Below are 21,102 nucleotides of genomic sequence, written 5' to 3'. Positions count from 1 at the left end.
ACAAATTAAATGGCCACAGCCCTATAGAATATAGGACTATGGCCGCCTAAATTATTTTATTATTTCCACTGTCTACTTGACAGGGGGCAGTTCATTAAACTGGAGTCCTTATCACTATCTATTTAAATAATCGGTAACTGCACCTTTAGCAGAACTTCCGACATTGTGTACGTATTTACCTAGCACACCTTTTTTATATAATGGTGGTGCAACCCAATCTTCTTTACGACGTTCTAGCTCTGCTTCAGTTACTTCGAATGAAATTTCCCGCTTGCTGGAATCGATCGTAACTGCATCGCCTTCTTTTAGGAAAGCAATCGGTCCACCGTCTTGTGCTTCCGGGGCAATATGTCCAACAACCAGGCCATGTGTACCACCAGAGAATCTGCCGTCCGTCAGTAAGGCTACTTTTTCCCCCATGCCTTTTCCAACTAACAAGGATGAGACGGATAGCATTTCCGGCATACCTGGTCCACCTTTTGGTCCGACATGACGGATAACCAACACATCGCCTTCTTTAATTTTATCGTGTGTGACCGCTTCTGTTGCTTCTTCTTCCGTATCAAACACACGAGCAGGTCCTGTATGTCTGCTTACTTTAACACCGGACACTTTCGCAACGGCACCCTCGGGCGCTAAATTACCTTTTAGAACAATTAGCGGACCATCTGCACGCTTCGGATTATCAAACGGCATAATGACCTCCTGTCCTTCAACAAGATCTGACGCCTCGGCAAGGTTTTCGGCAATTGTTTTGCCTGTAACAGTTAAACAATCTCCATGTAAATAACCAGCTTCATAAAGCATTTTCATTACTGCAGGTACACCACCAGCATTATGCAGGTCTTGCATAACATATTTACCACTCGGTCTTAAGTCCGCAAGATGTGGAACTTTCTCCTGGATACGATTAAAGTCTTCCAATGTTAAATCTATTTCGATTGCATGGGCAATTGCCATTAAATGCAAGATCGCATTTGTGGATCCGCCAAGTGCCATGACGACGGTAATCGCATTTTCAAATGCCTCTTTCGTCATGATATCTTTTGGATAAATTCCTTTATCAAGTAAATTGTAAACAGCACGTCCCGCTTTTTCACAATCCTGTGGTTTATAGTTTGATACTGCTGGGTTGGATGAACTGCCTGGCAGGCTCATGCCCATTGCTTCGACAGCAGATGCCATCGTATTTGCTGTGTACATACCACCGCAAGAACCTGCACCCGGACATGCATTACATTCGATGGATCGTAATTCTTCATCGTCTATATCTCCGTTATTGTGCTTACCAACACCTTCAAAAATCGACACGAGATCAATATCTTTTCCATGTAAAGAACCAGGTGCGATTGTACCACCATAAACAAATACTGCTGGAACATCAGCATTGGCTATGGCGATCATACAGCCTGGAATGTTCTTATCACAGCCACCAATTGCTACGAATGCATCTAAATTCTCTGCCCCAACGACTGTTTCTATTGAGTCAGCGATTAAATCACGGCTTGGTAATGAATAACGCATTCCCTGTGTCCCCATTGAAATACCATCGGAAACAGTAATCGTGTTGAAAATCATCGGTACGCCACCAGCTGCTCTTGCGCCTTCTTTTGCATTAACAGCTAAATCGTTAATATGTATATTACATGGGGTAACCTCGCTCCATGTACTGGCTATACCAATCATCGGCTTTTTAAAATCTTCATCAGTTACACCTACAGCACGAAGCATCCCTCTGTTTGGAGCTTTAAGGGCACCTTCACTAAAAACATGACTTTTTATGCGTAAATCTTTTTCCATCTGAAACCCACCCTTCTTTTTGACTATTATAGGACTAATTTTTCAATAGTTCAATGTATTAATTTTATTTAAAAATTGAATGTACTTATATCAATACATAAAGCGTTTACACCATTTGGAAGCGATTTGCATTTTTTTCAACATTCATTGACAACCTATGCAGATCTGCTATGCTGAATTTAAAATTTACCTCATTAATGTAATAAAGCTATTGTATGATATTCATTAGAAAACAAGGTGGTGCCTGACGCCCCTATAAAGAGGAGAGAGTAACTATGCTAGCTGATCAACAGATACTTCGTATTCCCGGTCCGAGTCCAATTCCACCAAGCGTGGAACGCGCCACGATTCAGCCCATCATTGGCCATCGCGGAAAAGAAACAAGCGCATTAATTCAAAGGATTAAACCCGGATTGAAACCGATATTCGGAACGACACAGGATATTTTAATGCTTACAGGAAGTGGTACATCCGGTCTAGAAGCAGCGGTTGTAAACACTGTAAAACCGGGTGATGAAGTACTCGTCATCGTTACTGGCGCTTTTGGCGATCGATTCAATAGCATTTGTAAAGCATATAATATTTCGGTACACCGTTATGATGTAGAATGGGGTGCTGCTATAGATCCTGACACTATAAAAACATACTTAAAGGAACACCCGGAAATCAAAGTTGTCTTTTCTACCTATTGCGAGACATCTACTGGTGTGTTAAATCCAATTCAGGAGCTTGCCGCCGTTGTTTCACAAAACAGTAATGCATTATTTGTTGTTGATGGCGTTTCTTGCGTTGGTGGCGTGGAAACGAAGATGGATGAATGGGGCATTGATGTACTCGTTACAGGATCACAAAAAGCAATGATGCTCCCACCAGGATTGACATTTATTGCTGTGAGCGAACGCGCTTGGCAGGTAATTGAAGAAAATGAACAAGCCCGTTTTTACCTAGATCTCAAAAAGTACCGGGATAATTTAGCTAAGGATGCCACCCCATTTACACCTGCTGTCTCCCTTTTATTCGGGTTAGAGCAAGCATTAAAGCTTATGGCAGAAGAAGGTCTAGATCAAGTTTATGCGCGACATAACTTAATGAAGAATATGACACGCGCAGCTTTTCGTGCACTGGATATCCCATTGCTTACCGATGATCATGCCGCATCACCAACTGTTACAGCGGTCAAACCGGCTGACTTTGAGGCAGAGGCGTTAAGAAGCGTACTAAAAGCGGAATTTGGTTTGTCTGTGGCAGGCGGACAGCAGCACCTAAAAGGAAAAATTTTCCGAATTGGACATATGGGTTATTGTTCCCCGGCAGATTTATTACAGACAATCAGCATAATCGAAATTGCATTAACGAAAGTCGGCAAAAACATTGAACTAGGTAAAGCTACCAGAGCAGCGCAGGAAGTTTATTTACTACAGGAGGAAGTTTAATCATGACATTTCAAGTTTTAATTAGCGATCCACTTAGTGAAGAAGGAATTCATCCCCTACAGCAAGCTGAAAATATCGATATCGTCATCGATACAGAGATGACACCGGAAGCGTTGGCTGAACGTATTCGTGAATTCGATGCACTGATCGTAAGAAGCCAAACCCAGGTAACCAGAGAATTAATCAGCAAAGCCACCCGCCTGAAAATCATTGCCAGAGCAGGCGTTGGCGTTGATAATATTGATCTGGAAGCAGCCACAGAACACGGTATCATCGTTGTGAATGCACCAAATGGAAATACGAATTCTGCTGCTGAACATACAATGGCAATGATCATGTCCCTTTCCAGAAATATTCCACAGGCCTACCATGCGTTAAAAAACAGCCAGTGGGACCGCAAAAAGTTCGTCGGTGTGGAATTAAAAGATAAAACACTTGGCGTTGTTGGTCTTGGTAGAATTGGTACGGAGGTTGCCTTCAGAGCAAAGGGACAACGCATGAATGTGATTGCCTATGATCCATTTTTAACGGAGGAAAAGGCGGAAAAAATGGGAGTCGATTATGGTACTGTCGAAGATGTGTTGCAACAGGCTGACTTCATTACAGTACATACACCTCTGTTGAAAGAAACCAGGCATATGATTAATGCAGAAGCATTTGAATCCATGAAACCCGGTGTACAAATAGTCAACTGTGCTCGTGGCGGGATTATTGATGAGGAAGCCCTATATGATGCAATTGTTTCAGGTAAGGTAGCGGGTGCCGCCTTGGACGTTTTTGAAGAAGAACCATTTCTAGACAACAAATTGTTGGAATTACCGCAAGTGATTGCAACACCCCATTTAGGAGCTAGCACAATTGAGGCACAGGAAAGTGTTGCGATTGATGCAGGTAAGGACGTTGTCCGGTTCTTAACAGGAGGTGTCGTCCAAAACCCGGTTAACCTGTCATCTGTTCCAAGTGATATTATGAGCACCATTGAACCCTACTTTGATTTAGCTGAGAAACTGGGAACATTTTTGATCGACTTGGCGCAAGAAGTAGCAACAGAAATTAATATTTCATATTCAGGAGCATTATCCGAGGTCGAAATTGCACCCTTAACTAGAAATACAGTCAAAGGGCTGTTGAAACGTCATCTTGGTGACCATGTGAACGATGTAAATGCGCTTTACCTTGCAGATAAAAAGGGAATTAAAATAAATGAAATTAAGACTTCCAGAGCAAAAGGATTTACCAACCTGATTACTGTAGAAGTGACAACACAATCCGGCAAGAGACGTGTTTCAGGAACGTTATTAAATGGATTAGGCCCAAGGATTGTAAAAGTAGACAATTACAGTGTTGATGTAACACCAGTTGGTCATATTGTTGTCATTCATCATCAGGATCAGCCTGGCGTCATCGGAAAGATGGGGGCCTTGCTGGCAGAACATGATGTCAACATTGCTACAATGCAGGTAGATCGATCAGATGTCGGCGGCGAAGCCATCATGCTCTTGAAAACGGATCGTCACGCAGATGATGATGCGCTCCAAGCATTGGTAGAGCTGAACGAAATTAATGATGTCATTGCGATTGATTTATAAACAATTGTTTGTTGTTTTTCTAAGTAATGAATCCCATAAGTAAGGATAAACTGCGATTGTTACTTCTATCCATGTCAGATTTGAAGCGCTGATAATGGGACAGTTACTCAGCCGGACGCAGCCCGAATACACTTCGCTTTCCGGGGGCGGCTGATGAGCCTCCTCGTGCTAACGCACTGTGGGGTCTCACCTAGGCCTTATCTCCCCCAGGAGTCTCCGTGTATTCGGGCTGCTGGCAAAGTGGTTGGCATGAAGGCCGACTAAAACCGTCCTTTACGGACATCATCGGCATCCCCCTTGCCGGGGCAAGGGGGATGAGGCCGTGCCCGTAGAAAGATCTGCCCGGATCGCGATCCCGGGCGGCAGCAAACAGCACACGTTTTTGGCAATCAACCAGCTCTTACGTCGCGGTTTTTATCAACAACAATGTATAAAAAACAGAAGAAGGCACACAGCTTGGTAAAATGGCTGTGTGCCTTCTCCTGTTCATTCGTCTTACAGTTTTTCAATAATAGGCAATAATGCTTCTAGGTTTGAAACCTCATAAGTTGGCGCTACTTCCCCATGCTTCCTTTGGTGTCGGTTAATCCAAACCGATTTGATGCCTGTTCGCGATGCACCGAGAATATCCGTCATCAGGTTATCACCAACCATCAAAGCCTCGTCCTTGCTAACGGAAAGCAGCTCTAAAGCATGTTTAAAAATCCCCTGGTCTGGCTTTCCTTTTCCATAATCTCCAGAAATAACAATATGCTGAAAATAAGGTACCAGTTCAGGCGTAATTGCCAGTTTGGTACGTTGCAACTCAGGGGAACCATTCGTAAGCATGAGTAATTGATACTTTCCTTTTAGTTGATCCAATACTTTGAACGTATCTTCATAAATGTATTGATGACTTTTACGTGCTTTTGGAAAGGTTTCTGCTAATTCATCACCAAATCCTATATCCTCTATTCCCAGATCCTGTAAACTCTTACGCCACACTTCTTTTCGATAACCAGGGACCAAATCATGCAATCGCTGGAAATCCGCTCCTTTATCGGCAAAATTACCCCAGAGCCCTTCAAACGGGTTTATACCAATCATTTGGGTAAATGTATACGTATCATAAGTTGCATAGATGGCACGGGCATTTTCCCGCACCTTTTCTTCCACTACCTCTGGAAGTATGCCATATTTTTCATGGACCATTTCACAGGTCACTTCCATCGCTGCCTTTATGCTTTTTTCATCCCACAACAGAGTATCATCCAAATCAAATAGTATTGCTTTTAACATGCATTAAATCTTCCTTTCCAAATTGTTCAGATCATCTCCATCAGCTTCAGCCTGTTCACTTCTTTTACCCCACCAGGTTGCAAGTAAAGGACCGGAGATATTATGCCAAACACTAAATAGGGCACCAGGTACCGCAGCTATCGGCGCAAAGTGGGCCAGGGCTAATGAAGATGCAAGTCCGGAGTTCTGCATCCCAACTTCTATAGAAATCGCTTTTTGATCTGCGAAATCCAATTTGATTAATTTTGATAATAGAAAACCAAGGGCAAGTCCTAATACGTTATGCAGGACGACCACAAAGAAAATCAGCAAACCTGATTTAACAATAGATTCTGTGTTGATAGATACAACTGCTGCAGCTACTGCAACAATCCCTATTACAGAAACAAGTGGTAAAACCGCAACACTTTTATCTACCTGTTTACTAAATAACAGACGAACAATGATGCCTAAAATAATCGGTAGCAAAACAATTTTGACAATCGACATAAACATATCTCCTGCAGAAACTGGCAGCCATTTACTCGCAAGCAACAAGGTTAAAGCGGGTGTTAAAATGGGTGCAAGCAATGTTGAAACTGCCGTAGCCGATACAGATAAAGCAGTGTTCCCTTTGGCCAGAAATGTCATCACATTGGATGCCGTTCCACCGGGACAACAGCCGACCAAGATCACGCCCACAGCAACCTCAGGAGAAAGCTGAAATAAAGTAGCAAGTCCCAACGCAAGTAAAGGCATGATGATGTACTGAGCCAAAACAGCTACGAAAACACTTTTTGGTGCCTTAAATACAGATTTAAAATCACCTAAAGTTAGCGTTAGTCCCATCCCGAACATGATCACACCTAACAGGAGTGATATATGCGGCGCAATCCATGTAAAACCACCTGGTAGGAAGAAACTTAAAACAGCAAATAGAATAACCCAAATTGCAAATGTATTTCCCGCAAAATTACTAATTCTTTCTAAAGTCTTCACTTGAATTTCCCCCTTATATGTATTTACATTATTCTGTCTATTGACACTTACATTTACAATCAATATTCGGATAATGAATGATTTTACCATATTGACAGGTATAAAGATAGATGCTTTTACTATTTTAAAAATACTAAGATTGATGTACACACGAAAAAAACACGCCAATACATTGATGCATTGGCGCATTTTCTCTACCTATTTGTTTCGACTTTCCATACTTTCTTCGGCGATCTTGATCATACGTTTGACCATCTCGCCACCCACCGATCCGTTTTCACGTGCAGTTGTATCAGCTCCAAGTTCAACGTCGAATTCATTTGCGACTTCTTCCTTCATCTTGTCCACTGCATTTTCCGCTCCAGGCACTAACAATTCATTTCTGTCATTGCTGTCTGCCATCGTTAATCACTCCTCGGGGTAGTTGAACAGAAAACCCTGTTCAGGTTTATTATTTGAATAAAAACATACAATATACCAATTGATTTCTTTAGGCATATTTACTGGATGTCCTTCCAATGATAAGATGATAGCAGTATGCATTAGAAAGGAATTCGGACAACATCATGAATAGATCATTATTTAAACAGAACAGCACCTTGTATGAATACTTACAGATTATTGTGGGGGCAACATTGGTTGGACTTGCCTATAATATATTTTTATTACCATCAAAACTTGCCGCTGGAGGAATTTCTGGAGTTAGTACGATATTATTTGAAATGTATGGTCTAAGCCCAGCGCTCACGCAAGTCATTATTAATCTCCCCATCTTTATTATTGGCTGGATTGCGATGGGAAAAGATTTCAGCGGTAAAACATTGGTCGGTACGTTTTGGGTGCCATTTATTATTTTCCTAAGCGCTAATATACCATATACCATTACCAATCCTTTCTTAGGAGCACTTTACGGTGGCATTGTTCTTGGTGCAGGACTTGGAATTGTCTATAAAGGTGGTGGCTCCACCGGGGGAACGGCAGCCATTGCCCAGGTTGTGAAAAAGTTCACCGGGCTTTCAAGTGGCTATTCCCAATTGATTGTGGACGGGTTTGTTGTCATAGCTTCCATTATCGTATTTAATTTAGAGCTCACTTTATTTGCCTTAATCTGTATTTTTATTACGAGTAAAGCTATCGACACCGTACAATTAAGAACAGCTGCCACAAAATTGATATTAATCATCACAGATGATGAGGATAAGATCCAAGGACTCATTCACGATAATGTTGATCGTGGTTTAACAAAAGTCCGTTCTGTTGGCGGTTATTCTAATGAGCAGCGCACCATGATTTTATGTGTGACAGAGCAACCGGAAGCAGTACAGTTAAAACGGATTCTGCAAAAAGAGGAGCCATCCACCTTCGCCATATTTATTAACGCCTCTGAAATCCTCGGGCGTGGGTTCTCACTCGATAAATATTACGGACAAAAATTGTAATGCAGCAAAAAGCCTTGTCAGATTTTTTCTGGACAAGGCTTTGTTTATTGCTATCTTTTAGAAAATGATTTAATTACAGCGTCATGGACTTCTTGTAAACTTTTCCCCATTCCTGCTTCTACTGCAGCAACGTAAGAACCTTCGACCAATGGCGCATCGATCAACATGCTATTTTCCTTTTCTGACATTTCAATTGCCATTTCTGCGTTCATTTTCGCACTGCCAATGTCATAAAATAGCAATACGCCTTTCCCAGTATCAGCCGCTTCCATCGCATTTAAGATTTTATCAATATTTGTTCCAATTTCATTTTCATCTGTACCGCCTGCTGTTTCAATCGGAACTTCGGTAATGACTTGACGAATAATATCCTTTATTCCCGCTGCTATTTTAGGGCTATGGGATATCAACACAATACCTACATCAGCCAATTCTACTCCCCCTCCCTAATTACTTCTGCTAGTGCTTCAAAAATATAAAAAGATGAAGTGGAGCCTGGATCAATATGCCCAATTGATTTTTCCTTAAAATAAGCCGCTCTGCCTTTACTCGCTTGTATATCCTTTGTATTGTCCATCGCATTCTCGGCAGTTTCAACTAGCTGATCTGCCTGGAAATCGACTCCTTGTTTGAAGAAATCCACAACTGGTGCCCACACGTCAACAAGTGTTTTTTCACCCACGTCAGCCTTACCGCGCTGTTTAACTCCTACTAGACCTTCTTCAAGTCCGTTCGTAAATGTTTGATAATCTACGGGGTCTGTCCCTTTAACTGCCGTGGACATTTTTAAAAATATCGTGCCATATAACGGCCCAGCAGCACCCCCCACTTTAGACATCAAGGTCATTGCCACGTCCTTCAATACGTCTGAAACCGATGCATAATCCTGTGTTGGCAATTTATTAGCTACTTCTTGAAATCCACGTGCCATGTTAATACCATGGTCACTATCCCCTATTTTCTTATCCAGCAATGTGAGATATTCCTTGTTTTCCTGCATTTTTTCATTTGCTTTTAAAAACCATTGTATCGAGTTATTTACAGTTAACTTCATGTTTTACCTCCTCCTTAAACCCTAAATGCAGGCGCGTCTGAGGCTGTTTCGAGCAACATTTTAAGCTCATCATCCAGTCCCAATAATGTAACGGAGCAGCCAGCCATCTCTAGCGCTGTCATATATTCCCCGACAAATGTCTGATACACATTGATGTCCTTTTCCGCTAAAATGGTTTGTACTTTTTGATTAACAATATACAGCTCCATTTCCGGTGTCGCTCCCATACCATTGATCATCACGGCTACATCACCAGAGAAATCGAAATCTGCAAGTAGTCTATTTGTCAGCTCTACTGCAATATCGTCAGCCGATACAAGCTGTTTTCGTTCAATGCCAGGTTCTCCGTGAATGCCGATCCCTATCTCCATCTCCCGCTCTTCCAATTCGAAACTTGGCTCACCGGCTGCAGGTAATGTGCAGGGACTGAGCGCCATTCCTATGGAACGAACATTTTGAACCGTTTTCTCGGCCACTCGTTTTACTTCTGCCAGTGATGCACCACTTTCAGCCATCGCCCCCGCGATTTTATGTACCAAAACAGTACCAGCAATCCCGCGGCGACCTGTCGTAAATGAACTATCCTCCACTGCTACATCATCGTTTACAATTACTTTTTCAACTTGAATTCCTTCTGCTTCTGCTAATTCCGCGGCCATTTCAAAATTAAGCACGTCGCCAGTGTAATTTTTAATGACTAAAAACACACCCGCACCGCCATCGACAGCCTTGATTGCTTTCAGTATCTGATCAGGTGTGGGCGATGTGAAAACCTCACCTACCACAGCAGCGTCAAGCATTCCTTTACCAATATAGCCAGCATGTGCAGGTTCATGACCACTTCCCCCTCCACTGACCAGCCCTACTTTACGTTTTATAGGTGCGTCAGTTCTGACAATAACAGTTGTTTCCGGAATTTGTTTGATTGTTTTTGTAAATCCGCTAACCATCCCTGCTACCATGTCCTGTACAACTTGATTTGGGTCATTAATAATTTTTTTCATCCTTCGTCACTTCCTTTCCATTTTAGAAAAAAGGTATTTATTATTATGCTCTTCCATTCATGTAAAACAGGAGAGATCCACAAACACGATCTCTCCCTTTTAAATTTATTTAAATTTTCTCGTTGCCTCGACGGCTTTTTGCCAGCCGGCATACAATTCATCACGTTTTTCTGTATCAAGTTCACTTTCAAAGGTGCGTTCATTCTTCCATTGCTTAGCAATTTCCTCTTTATCCTTCCAGTAACCAACAGCTAATCCTGCCAAATACGCTGAGCCCAGTGCAGTTGTTTCCTGAATAACTGGTCGTTCAACAGACGCATTCAAGATATTGCTTTGAAACTGCATGAGGAAATCATTTTTAACTGCGCCGCCATCCACACGTAAAATTTTTAAATCAATGTCAGAATCGGTAATCATGGCGTCCATAACGTCTTTTGTTTGATATGCAAGGGATTCCAGTGTTGCACGGACGATGTGCTCTCTTGTGGTACCACGCGTCAAACCAAACATTGCTCCACGTGCATCACTATCCCAATATGGTGTCCCAAGTCCAACAAAAGCTGGAACCATGTATACACCATCGGTTGAATCTACCTTTGTAGCATAATCCTCACTTTGCGGTGAATCTTCAATAATCTGCAATCCGTCGCGTAGCCATTGAATCGCTGATCCAGCAACAAAAATACTTCCTTCGAGCGCATATTCCACTTTACCATCAACCCCCCATGCCAGGGTCGTCAGTAGACCGTTTTCAGATACAACGCCTTCTTCACCTGTGTTCAAAAGCATAAAGCAACCGGTTCCGTAAGTGTTTTTAGCCATTCCCTTTTCAAAACATGCCTGACCGAACAAGGCCGCCTGCTGGTCACCGGCAATCCCCGCAATTGGGACTTCATGACCAAAGAAATGATAGTCAACTGTGTTCGCATACACTTCTGATGATTGATGCACTTCCGGCAGCATACTTTTTGGCACTGTTAAAATATCAAGCAGTTCATCATCCCATTTTAAGTCATAAATATTATACATGAGCGTTCTTGCAGCATTGGAATAATCGGTGATATGCGTTGTCCCACCAGATAATTTATAAACAAGCCATGAATCAACTGTACCAAATAGCAAATCTCCATTATCTGCTTTCTCTCTTGCACCCTCCACGTTGTCCAGAATCCATTTTACTTTTGTTCCGGAAAAGTATGGATCAATCAACAAACCTGTCTTTTCTCTGAATAAATCATTATAGCCTGCTTGGCGCAATTCTTCACAAATTCCTTCCGTTTGTCGGGATTGCCAGACAATTGCTTTGTATATCGGCTTGCCGGTATGCCTATCCCATACAACTGCCGTTTCACGTTGATTCGTAATACCAATACCTGCAATTTGACTCGGGTCAATATCCGCTTTACGTGTCACCTCTGCAATACAGGCAAGTACAGATGTCCATATTTCATTAGCATCATGCTCTACCCAACCCGGTTTTTGGAAAAACTGTTCAAATTCTCTTTGTCCGGTTTCTACAATCTCACCTTTTTTATTAAATATAACTGCTCTCGAGCTTGTTGTTCCTTGGTCAATAGATAAAATAAATTTTTCACTCATGTTTGTTTCCCCCTAATTAATTTTACTTTCAAACTCCTCTACTGTTCTATTCCCTTTTTTCAATTCATTATGCGTTGCCGCAACAATAATGATAGCAACAACTGCACTTAATATCCAAAATGTTACCGAGTAGTTACCCATAAACATTGCATTGTAAAATACAGCGCCGTAAACACCTCCTAGAATTGGCCCAACGACAGGGATCCAAGCATATCCCCAATCGGATCCGCCTTTTCCGGGTATCGGCAACAAGGCATGGGCAATTCGTGGCCCAAGGTCACGTGCCGGATTTATCGCATATCCAGTTGCTCCCCCTAATGACATACCAATCGCAACAATTAATGCACCCACAATTAATGGGTTTAAACCTTCCGTTATTTCGTTAGCACCAATAAACATAAGACCTAACAATAATACGAAGGTACCAACCATCTCACTCAGTAAATTTGAAAGCGGACTACGGATAGCAGGATCTGTTGCAAATACGCCTAACTTTGCGCCCTGGTCTTTTGTCGCCTTCCAATGCGGCAAGTAATTTAGAAAAACAATGCCCGCACCAATCATAGCACCAATCATTTGCGCAGTGATGTAGGTGGGAACTTTTGCCCACGGGAATTCACCTGCTGCTGCAAATCCCAGCGTTACAGCTGGATTAAGATGTGCGCCTGTAAAGTTACCAACTGCATATACACCCATCGTAACCCCAAGACCCCAACCGAGTGTAACAACAACCCAACCAGCATCTTCAGCTTTAGATTTTTTTAACACAACACCTCCAACAACACCTGCACCTAAAATAATAAGGATCATTGTTCCAATTAGTTCAGCTAAAAATTCAGACATACTGTTCCACCTCTTTACAATTTATGAACACGTTAACAAATTAATTTTTAATATAAAAAACCCACGACACAATAGGTATACTTCGCTTCAGAAGTGTACTATTGTGGCGTGGGTCTCCATAACTCAATCACGTCATCATTAACTTGTTAATTTAAATGGTAACCCATATTGAAATCGCTGTCAATAGTTTTCTCTTACGAATTACCATTTGGAAGTATTTGGTGTGCACCTGTACCCTTTCATTAATTAATGCTGTCTGCCGTCTGTAATTCATGTCTATTACGAATCAGCCCATGCGGATCAATAATAAATTTCCTTGATGCCCCATTATCAAATGCTTTATAGCTATCGGGAGCCTGTCCCAAAGAAATAACGGTTGCATTAACCGCTTTTGCAATATTAGCTTTACCACTTAAAATCGCTTTCATTAAATCTCGATTGTATCGCATGACAGGCGTTTGACCAGTTACAAATGTATGTGCCTTTGCAAAACCCAATCCAAAGCGAATTTTCAATGTACCTTCTTTCGCATCAGCATCCTTCGCTCCAGGGTCTCCAGTCACGTATAATCCAGGGATACCTAGACGTCCACCAGCTCTAGTAGCACCCATAATTGAATTAAGAACGGTTGCAGGCGCTTCACCAGCGTCTTCCCCATGTCCGCTTGCCTCAAAACCCACCGCATCAATCGCACAATCCACTTCCGGTACGCCTAAGATTTGTTCAATTTGTTCACCAATATCATCATGCTGGCGTAAATTAATCGTCTCACATCCAAAGCTTTCCGCCTGCGTCAGACGTTCTTCAATCATATCACCAACAATAACAACAGAAGCGCCAAGTAATTGGGCAGAATGTGCTGCAGCCAGCCCCACAGGACCGGCACCAGCAACGTAAACCGTTGAGCCTGTTTTAACATCTGCGCTTACCGCACCATGATACCCTGTTGGAAAAATATCAGACAACATCGTTAAATCAAGAATCTTTTCCATCGCTTGATCTTTATCAGGAAATTTCAGCAGTTGGAAATCTGCATATGGCACCATCACATACTCGGATTGTCCGCCAACCCAACCACCCATATCTACATAACCATATGCAGATCCAGGGCGATCAGGATTCACGTTTTCACAAATATGGGTGTCCTGTCTTCTGCAACTAGGACAACAACCACATGCAATATTAAATGGAACCGAAACAAAATCCCCTTTTTCAATAAATTCCACATCACTTCCTACCTCAATGACTTCGCCAGTAATCTCATGACCTAACGCCAGTCCACTTGGTGCTGTTGTCCGTCCTCTCACCATATGCTGGTCACTACCACATATATTTGTTGCTACAACCTTAACAATAACGCCATGATTACACTTTCTTCCGACATTCAATGGATTAACCCCAGGTCCGTCCCGTAGTATGAGATCCGGATATCCGATATCGCGAATCTCTACCTCTCCTGGCTTCACGTAAACCACTGCCTTGTTTGACATACCAACCACTCCTCCAAATATAATGTTGAGAAAAGTCGCCCTTTGTGTATGCGCTTTCATTCTAGATTATATTATAACAGATAAATCATTCTTTTCAAACTTTTAATAGATTGAAATTTAATACCAAGAAGCCTTGCAGCACAAATAGCCACAAGACTTTTATATTCATCGGGGGGAAAGTGCATGATACCAATGAATCTTTGTACAAAAAACTATATAGAGCGACGCTTTACACTCATTCCATCATAGGAATAAACGACCTGTCTATCCTCTACAAAGGTTTCCATGTGGACATTTCTCCCCCATAGTTGATAAATATAAGGAAGCACATGCTCCAGATAGTTCAGATCCAATTCAATTCCTTCATAACGATGCATTAAATACAATTCTCCATTCCGATTAAAATCACCATTTTCAACGACGATATAGGGAAAGCCACCATTGACCCGCATCGACACCAGTTGATCCCTTACGCCTTCATAATCCTTATCGGAAATCGTATAGTCACTACCTTTTTTTTCAAACAAATACATATCTTCCCGCTGCACTAGTTCTTTCGTTAAATAATTACGAACAAAAGATATATCTGCTTCAACTTCCCTTACCTCAAACATTTTTTCTCTGCCTGCATTTGGCTTCTCCCCCAGCATGATCATTTCATCTGTTGGATTATTGTATCGTCTTTCAATATCTTCATAGATCTTTACCCCAAGATAATATGGATTAATGGTTGTTTTCGAAGGCTGAACAACCGCAGCGTTTAGAGAAGCGAACTCAATCGACTCGGCAGATGTTAAATCCAATTCCCGTAAAATGCGCTGATGCCAGAATGATGCCCAACCCTCATTCATAATCTTTGTTTCCAGTTGAGGCCAGAAATACAGCATTTCCTCCCGCATCATGGTTAAAATGTCACATTGCCATGGTTCCAGCTCACGACTGTTCTCTTCTATAAAAAGCAATATATCTTTTTCCGGTTGGGCTGGGTGCTTTTTTTTCCTATTTTCTAATTTAGGCTGACTTTCATCTGAAGCTGCATCCAGATCCCATAAATCATCATATGGTGTTTTAGCTGCTGCTTTATCCATTTCTCTATCTGCTTCCAGTTCCTCAACTGTTCTTTCTGCCTTTACAATCGATGGATCGATATGCTCCTGTATCGATAAAATCGCGTCTAAAAACCGTTCTACTTCATCCTTACCATGAATCATTTCATAGGCAGCAATCCGTTCTGCCGTTGCCGTCATACTTTCTACCATATCCCTTCTCGTATTCGAAAAGCGGACATTATTTTTGAAAAAATCACAATGGGCAAGCACATGCGCGATAATCAGCTTATTTTGAATCAGGCTATTCGTATCAAGTAAAAAGGCATAACAAGGATCTGAATTAATCACTAGTTCATATATTTGACTTAGCCCAAGGTCATACTGCAATTTCATTTTATGGAACTGCTTGCCAAAACTCCAATGTGTGAACCGCGTTGGCATCCCATAAGCACCAAATGTATAAATAATATCTGCTGGACAAATTTCATAACGCATCGGGTAAAAATCCAGACCAAAACCGGTCGCAATCTCCGTAATTTCTTCAATCGCATATTCCAGTCCCTTTGTTTCTGTCAATATCATCCCTCCAAGTGTGCTTTTTATATCCGCTTTGTTGCTGTCAGATGTAGATCCTGCCAAGCTGTGAATGCAGTTAATAATTTAGGTGCTCTACCAGTATGATCTGCACAGCATACGTACAACAAAGGTTCAAATGGCGATAAATAACATTTCAATCAAGTCTTCTTTATAGTTTATGAGCCGGGGCAAAAATCATGAACCTTAAAATCAATAACCCCATGTAGTATAATTAGAATATGGACAGATTATGGAGGTGGAAATGATGGCATTGAAGGATCTATTACACGATTCCGATTATACGGTCGTGTTTACTGGCGCAGGAATGTCAACCGAAAGCGGTTTGCCTGATTTTCGTTCAACCAATGGTGGATTGTGGAATCAGCTGGACCCCAGTGAGATTGCCAGTACCAAGGCATTGAATGATCATGTGGATGAATTTACTGCATTTTATCGAGAGCGCGTGCTTGGCGTAAAAGAATACGAGCCACATCAAGGACATTTCATTTTAGCTGATTGGGAGAAACAGGGTCTTGTTCAATCGATTATCACACAAAATGTCGATGGTTTTCATCAGGAGGCAGGAAGTAAGCAGATCGCCGAACTGCATGGCACCTTGCAAAAGGTTCGTTGTCAATCATGTAGAAAAGTATACGATAGTGAAGCATATATTAAGCAGGAATACGATTGTGCGTGTGGTGGTCTGTTGCGACCTTCGATTGTATTATTCGGGGAAACGTTGCCTACAGAAGCTTTTCAGATCGCACAGGAAGAAGCAGAAAAAGCTGCATTATTTATTGTGCTCGGTTCATCCTTAAGCGTGACTCCAGCAAATATGTTCCCGCAAATCGCCAAGCAACATGGTGCCAAGCTGGTAATTGTAAACTTGGAAGCAACTTCGCTAGACGCCTATGCTGATCTCGTTATAAACGAACAAAAAATCGGAAGTGTTTTAAAAGAAGCCAATAGCTAAACCGATCCTGTTTCATCTAAGACACGAACATTGCTCGATTTGTTGGACCTTCACAAGTTTGGATTGTTTCTGTCGGGGGAAAACGATAATAACGAGGTAAAATTTTGTATCCTTTTATTCATCAGGGAAAGATTAATACAATAGGAGTGATAATAATGGCAGGAAAAAGTTTATCAAGCAAGACATTCTACGAACGATTGAATCAATGGGTCGGACAAAATATTAAGATTTTTAAAGAGGAGATTGGAGATGATGATGAAACATTGATGGCACTAGAATCAATTACACACGTGAACCATACGGTGTCTGGCGATGATTATATACCTGCACATACCTTGCAATTAAACGGGAGCGGCGCAGTTGAAAACGAAGATGATCAACTGGAACCCCTCCCGAAATCTGAATATGAAATCCCCATCGAGGATTCCACGACCTTCCAATTTGACGGGGACAAGTTTAAATTAAAGACCGAACGCGGAATATATACCATAGAACGCACCTAAATAATTCATATAGCGGGGATGCTGTCCCCCGCTGATTGATCTCTTATTATACTGACGCTGCTTCTTTTTGAAAAAACCTTTTCATCGCATGATACACATCCTGTTTTTCCTCCATCACATAATGCCGGAATTTTGGATTTTCAATCTCTTTATAGGCATGCATCAAGGTGGAATAACGATTTCTAGAATTCACTTCTCCGTAACCAAACATATTGGACTTTTCCATAATTTCATGCACGAGCTTAATACATTTTGGGTTGTCAGATGTCATATTATCTCCATCTGACAAGTGAAATGGATAAATATTATAGCGTGTTGGATTATATTTATCCTCGATAACTTCTAATGCCTTTTCATATGCTGACGAACAAATCGTTCCGCCACTTTCCCCTTTCGAAAAAAACGCCTCTTCCGTAACTACTTTTGCTTCTGTATGATGTGCAATAAATTCAATTTCTACGGTTTCATATTTAGAACGCAAAAACCTGGTCATCCAGAAAAAAAAGCTACGTGACATAAATTTTTCAAAGTTCCCCATTGATGCACTGGTATCCATCATGGCAAGTACGACTGCCTTTGATTCCGGCTTGATGACTTCATTCCATGTTTTAAAGCGAAGATCATCATTGTGAATCGGTGCTATCTCCGGCTTTCCGTCTCTGGCATTTCTTTTCAGGGCAGTTAATATCGTCCGCTTTTTATCGACATTTCCCATGAGACCCTTTTTACGTACGTCGTTAAATTCAATTTTTTCTGTTGTAATTTCTGCTTGCTCCTTTTGCTTCAGATCAGGCAGTTCAAGTTCTTTAAATAAAGCATCTTCTATTTCAGCCAAGGATACATCTGCCTCATAGTAATCGGCACCAGGCTGATCACCTGCTTGCTGTCCATTTCCAGCATCTTTCCCCTGTGACGCACCATTTGGATCACGTGCAACAACATCACCAACCTGGCTATCCCCATTCCCTTGGCCAACATGCTTTGTTTTGTCGTAATTGTAACGTATTTTGTATTCATCTAGAGAACGAATCGGTATTTTAATTATTTCACGGCCATTGGACATGATAATATTCTCTTCCGTGATTAAATCTGGTAAATTATTTTTTATGGCATCTTTTACTTTATCGATATGACGTTTTTGATCCTGAGCGCCCTTGCGATGGAGGGACCAGTCTTCCTGGGAGACAATGAAATTACTTCCTTCTTTTTTCTGCATATTATCCACTCCTGCATATGGTTACTTTCTTTATCCTATGCAATGGCAAACAAGTTATTGTCACATTTGACACTATTTTCTGAATTAACGATTTAAAAGACTACCTACATAACGCAGTAAATCATTGGCAGAAACCGAATTATAGCCATGCTCATCAATTAAGCGTGCAATCACTTCGTTCACCTTTTTGAGCTGTGATTCATCTGGCGTTTTAGATGTCGTTGTTATTTTGACCACATCTTTTAAATCAGCGAACAATTTCTTCTGTATCGCTTCTCTAAGCCGTTCATGCGACTTGTAATCGAAACGTTTTCCTTTGCGTGCGTAAGCGGAAATACGAATAAGTACCTCCTCCCGAAATGCTTTCTTCGCATTTTCGGATATACCAATTTGTTCCTCAATCGATCGCATTAATTTTTCATCCGGGTTCATTTCTTCCCCTGTTAGCGGATCTCTGAGTCTATTTTTATTACAATAAGCTTCAACATTATCCAAATAATTATCCATCAATGTTTTCGCAGACTCCTCATAGGAATATACGAAAGCCTTTTGCACTTCTTTCTTCGCAATTTCATCATACTCTTTTCTCGCAATCGCAATATAATTCATATAATTTTCTCTGTCTTCCTCGGAAATTGATGCATGCTGATTCAATCCATCTTTCAAAGACCTTAGTACATCCAAAGCATTAATCGACGGGACTTCTTTGCTAATGATCGTGGATGAAATCCGATTGATAACATATCGCGGATCGATGCCTTCCATTCCCTCATCCGGATATTCCTTCTTCATTTCCTCTACATCAACCTGATTAAATCCTTCCACATTTTCCCCATCGTAAAGCCGCATTTTCTTCACTAAGTCTACACCTTGTTTCTTGGAATTTCTCAATCGGGTTAAAATAGAGAATATAGCGGCGACCCGCAATGCGTGTGGTGCAATGTGCACATCGGATATATCACTTTCTTTAATCATCTTTTCATAAATTCGTTCTTCCTGACTGCTTCTTAAATTATACGGGATCGGCATGACAATAATTCTTGAATGCAGCGCTTCATTCTTTTTATTGGCGATAAAGGAGCGATACTCCGCCTCGTTCGTATGGGCCACAATTAATTCATCAGCGGAAATCAGGGCAAATCTGCCCGCCTTAAAATTACCTTCCTGTGTGAGCGATAACAGATGCCAGAGAAACTTTTCATCGCATTTTAAAATTTCCTGAAATTCCATCATCCCGCGGTTTGCTTTATTGAGCTCACCATCAAATCGATAGGCGCGGGGATCTGATTCCGAACCAAATTCAGCAATCGTAGAAAAATCTATACTTCCTGTTAAATCTGCGATATCCTGCGACTTTGGATCTGATGGGCTGAACGTACCGATGCCTACCCGTTTATCCTCGGAGAAAAAAATGCGCTCTACCTTCATATTTTCAATCTGTCCATCATATTCCTTCTCCAATCGCATTGCATTCAGTGGAGACAAATTGCCCTCAATGCGCACACCATATTCATCGGAAAAATCCTTCCGTAAATGATGTGGAATCAAATGGAGCGGGTCTTCATGCATGGGGCACCCTTTAATTGCGTAAACTGCCCCTTCATCAGTAAGTGAATACCTTTCTAGTCCACGTTTCAACATTGTAACGATCGTCGATTTCCCACCACTGACAGGGCCCATTAATAACAAAATCCGTTTGCGAACATCCAGCCTTTTTGCGGCCGGGTGGAAATATTCCTCCACCAGTCGTTCAATAGCGCCTTCCAGTCCAAATATTTCATTACCAAAGAATTCATACATTTTATGTCCATCTTTTTCCGCTAAACCGGAGCTTTTAATCATATTATAAACACGTGAATGGGCTGTTTGGGCAACGAATGGACGCTGTTTCACAATTTCCAGATACTCAGCAAAAGTCCCTTCCCACTTCAACTGCCTCTCTTCTTCCCTAAAGTTGACTACCTTTTCTAATATATCCAAGCAAATCCCTCCATATATGCCACAATTAATAAAGCTTATGCAAAGAGAGCAGCCATCATGTCACCTATTCGCACGGTCAGACGACAAGCTTTATATTTCCCTATAAAAAAACCACACGTTTTAAGCTCACGTGTGGTGTGTACTAGTGTAACGTTTCAAAAGTTTTTTCCATAACCTTGAAATGTTTGGAAAAAAGGGGTGGAGGCAAAATATTATCTTCGATTGCCGCAAATGGAATACGCTCGCTTTCCGCGGGCGGCTGATGAGCCTCCTTGAGCTAACGCTCTGCGGGGGGGGT

18 protein-coding genes are annotated in these 21,102 nt (G+C 41.5%); 5 read left to right on the top strand and 13 right to left on the bottom strand.

Annotated elements, in window-relative coordinates:
- Positions 1 to 114: 114 nt before the first annotated feature.
- Positions 115 to 1,800: a dihydroxy-acid dehydratase gene (gene ilvD, locus JOC34_RS08675; RefSeq protein WP_205136353.1), complete on the bottom strand. Its 1,686-nt coding sequence runs from the start codon at positions 1,798 to 1,800 to the stop codon at positions 115 to 117.
- Positions 1,801 to 2,075: 275 nt separating this feature from the next.
- Between ilvD and JOC34_RS08670 the strand changes: the two genes are divergently transcribed.
- Both JOC34_RS08670 and serA read left to right on the top strand, forming a co-directional pair.
- Positions 2,076 to 3,233: a pyridoxal-phosphate-dependent aminotransferase family protein gene (locus JOC34_RS08670; protein WP_205136352.1), complete on the top strand. Its 1,158-nt coding sequence runs from the start codon at positions 2,076 to 2,078 to the stop codon at positions 3,231 to 3,233.
- 2 nt (positions 3,234 to 3,235) lie between these two features.
- On the top strand, positions 3,236 to 4,822 hold the full coding sequence (gene serA, locus JOC34_RS08665) for a phosphoglycerate dehydrogenase (RefSeq protein WP_205136351.1): 1,587 nt from the start codon (positions 3,236 to 3,238) through the stop codon (positions 4,820 to 4,822).
- A 495-nt stretch (positions 4,823 to 5,317) separates the two neighbouring features.
- On the opposite strand, the gene JOC34_RS08660 is transcribed toward serA, so the two are convergent.
- The 3 genes from JOC34_RS08660 to JOC34_RS08650 form a co-directional block, all read right to left on the bottom strand.
- The gene (locus tag JOC34_RS08660; RefSeq protein ID WP_205136350.1) at positions 5,318 to 6,100 is read right to left on the bottom strand and encodes an HAD family hydrolase; all 783 of its coding nucleotides are present in this window, start codon (positions 6,098 to 6,100) and stop codon (positions 5,318 to 5,320) included.
- A 3-nt stretch (positions 6,101 to 6,103) separates the two neighbouring features.
- Positions 6,104 to 7,078 (bottom strand): bile acid:sodium symporter, encoded by a 975-nt coding sequence (locus JOC34_RS08655; protein ID WP_205136349.1) that lies wholly within the window; start codon positions 7,076 to 7,078, stop codon positions 6,104 to 6,106.
- A gap of 198 nt (positions 7,079 to 7,276) precedes the next feature.
- Entirely contained in the window at positions 7,277 to 7,480 is a 204-nt protein-coding gene (locus JOC34_RS08650; RefSeq protein ID WP_205136348.1) for an alpha/beta-type small acid-soluble spore protein, read from the bottom strand.
- Between the two features lie 164 nt (positions 7,481 to 7,644).
- Here JOC34_RS08650 and JOC34_RS08645 point away from each other — a divergent pair, with 164 nt between their 5' ends.
- Entirely contained in the window at positions 7,645 to 8,517 is an 873-nt protein-coding gene (locus JOC34_RS08645; protein ID WP_205136347.1) for a YitT family protein, read from the top strand.
- Positions 8,518 to 8,567: 50 nt separating this feature from the next.
- Here the strand turns inward: JOC34_RS08645 and dhaM are convergent, their stop codons facing one another.
- From dhaM to JOC34_RS08610, 7 genes are all read right to left on the bottom strand, one after another.
- Complete coding sequence (gene dhaM / locus JOC34_RS08640; RefSeq protein ID WP_205136346.1) at positions 8,568 to 8,948, bottom strand: dihydroxyacetone kinase phosphoryl donor subunit DhaM; 381 nt, start codon at positions 8,946 to 8,948, stop codon at positions 8,568 to 8,570.
- 2 nt (positions 8,949 to 8,950) lie between these two features.
- The gene (gene dhaL, locus JOC34_RS08635; RefSeq protein ID WP_205136345.1) at positions 8,951 to 9,571 is read right to left on the bottom strand and encodes a dihydroxyacetone kinase subunit DhaL; all 621 of its coding nucleotides are present in this window, start codon (positions 9,569 to 9,571) and stop codon (positions 8,951 to 8,953) included.
- Between the two features lie 14 nt (positions 9,572 to 9,585).
- Complete coding sequence (dhaK, locus tag JOC34_RS08630) at positions 9,586 to 10,575, bottom strand: dihydroxyacetone kinase subunit DhaK (protein WP_205136344.1); 990 nt, start codon at positions 10,573 to 10,575, stop codon at positions 9,586 to 9,588.
- A gap of 105 nt (positions 10,576 to 10,680) precedes the next feature.
- On the bottom strand, positions 10,681 to 12,174 hold the full coding sequence (glpK, locus tag JOC34_RS08625; protein WP_205136343.1) for a glycerol kinase GlpK: 1,494 nt from the start codon (positions 12,172 to 12,174) through the stop codon (positions 10,681 to 10,683).
- 12 nt (positions 12,175 to 12,186) lie between these two features.
- Positions 12,187 to 13,017 carry an MIP/aquaporin family protein gene (locus tag JOC34_RS08620; protein WP_205136342.1) on the bottom strand — a complete coding sequence of 277 codons (831 nt, stop codon included), beginning with the start codon at positions 13,015 to 13,017 and terminating at the stop codon, positions 12,187 to 12,189.
- Between the two features lie 242 nt (positions 13,018 to 13,259).
- A complete protein-coding gene (gene fdhA / locus JOC34_RS08615) occupies positions 13,260 to 14,507 on the bottom strand; it encodes a formaldehyde dehydrogenase, glutathione-independent (protein WP_205136341.1) in 1,248 nt (415 codons plus the stop codon).
- A gap of 212 nt (positions 14,508 to 14,719) precedes the next feature.
- Positions 14,720 to 16,138, bottom strand: a complete 1,419-nt coding sequence (locus tag JOC34_RS08610) for a SpoVR family protein (protein WP_205136340.1) — start codon at positions 16,136 to 16,138, stop codon at positions 14,720 to 14,722.
- 259 nt (positions 16,139 to 16,397) lie between these two features.
- Between JOC34_RS08610 and JOC34_RS08605 the strand changes: the two genes are divergently transcribed.
- The gene (locus JOC34_RS08605; protein ID WP_205136339.1) at positions 16,398 to 17,105 is read left to right on the top strand and encodes an NAD-dependent deacylase; all 708 of its coding nucleotides are present in this window, start codon (positions 16,398 to 16,400) and stop codon (positions 17,103 to 17,105) included.
- Positions 17,106 to 17,260: 155 nt separating this feature from the next.
- A complete protein-coding gene (gene ymzB / locus JOC34_RS08600) occupies positions 17,261 to 17,608 on the top strand; it encodes a protein YmzB (RefSeq protein ID WP_205136338.1) in 348 nt (115 codons plus the stop codon).
- Positions 17,609 to 17,654: 46 nt separating this feature from the next.
- Here the strand turns inward: ymzB and yhbH are convergent, their stop codons facing one another.
- Together yhbH and JOC34_RS08590 are read right to left on the bottom strand one after the other, a co-directional pair.
- Entirely contained in the window at positions 17,655 to 18,824 is a 1,170-nt protein-coding gene (gene yhbH / locus JOC34_RS08595) for a sporulation protein YhbH (RefSeq protein WP_205136337.1), read from the bottom strand.
- An 84-nt stretch (positions 18,825 to 18,908) separates the two neighbouring features.
- Positions 18,909 to 20,804, bottom strand: coding sequence for a PrkA family serine protein kinase (locus tag JOC34_RS08590; protein WP_205136336.1), 1,896 nt, complete (start codon positions 20,802 to 20,804; stop codon positions 18,909 to 18,911).
- Positions 20,805 to 21,102 lie beyond the last annotated feature (298 nt).

The organism is Virgibacillus halotolerans (assembly GCF_016908515.1).
Lineage (GTDB): Bacteria > Bacillota > Bacilli > Bacillales > Amphibacillaceae > Virgibacillus_M > Virgibacillus_M halotolerans.
This window is presented reverse-complemented; position numbering and strand designations above follow the sequence as displayed.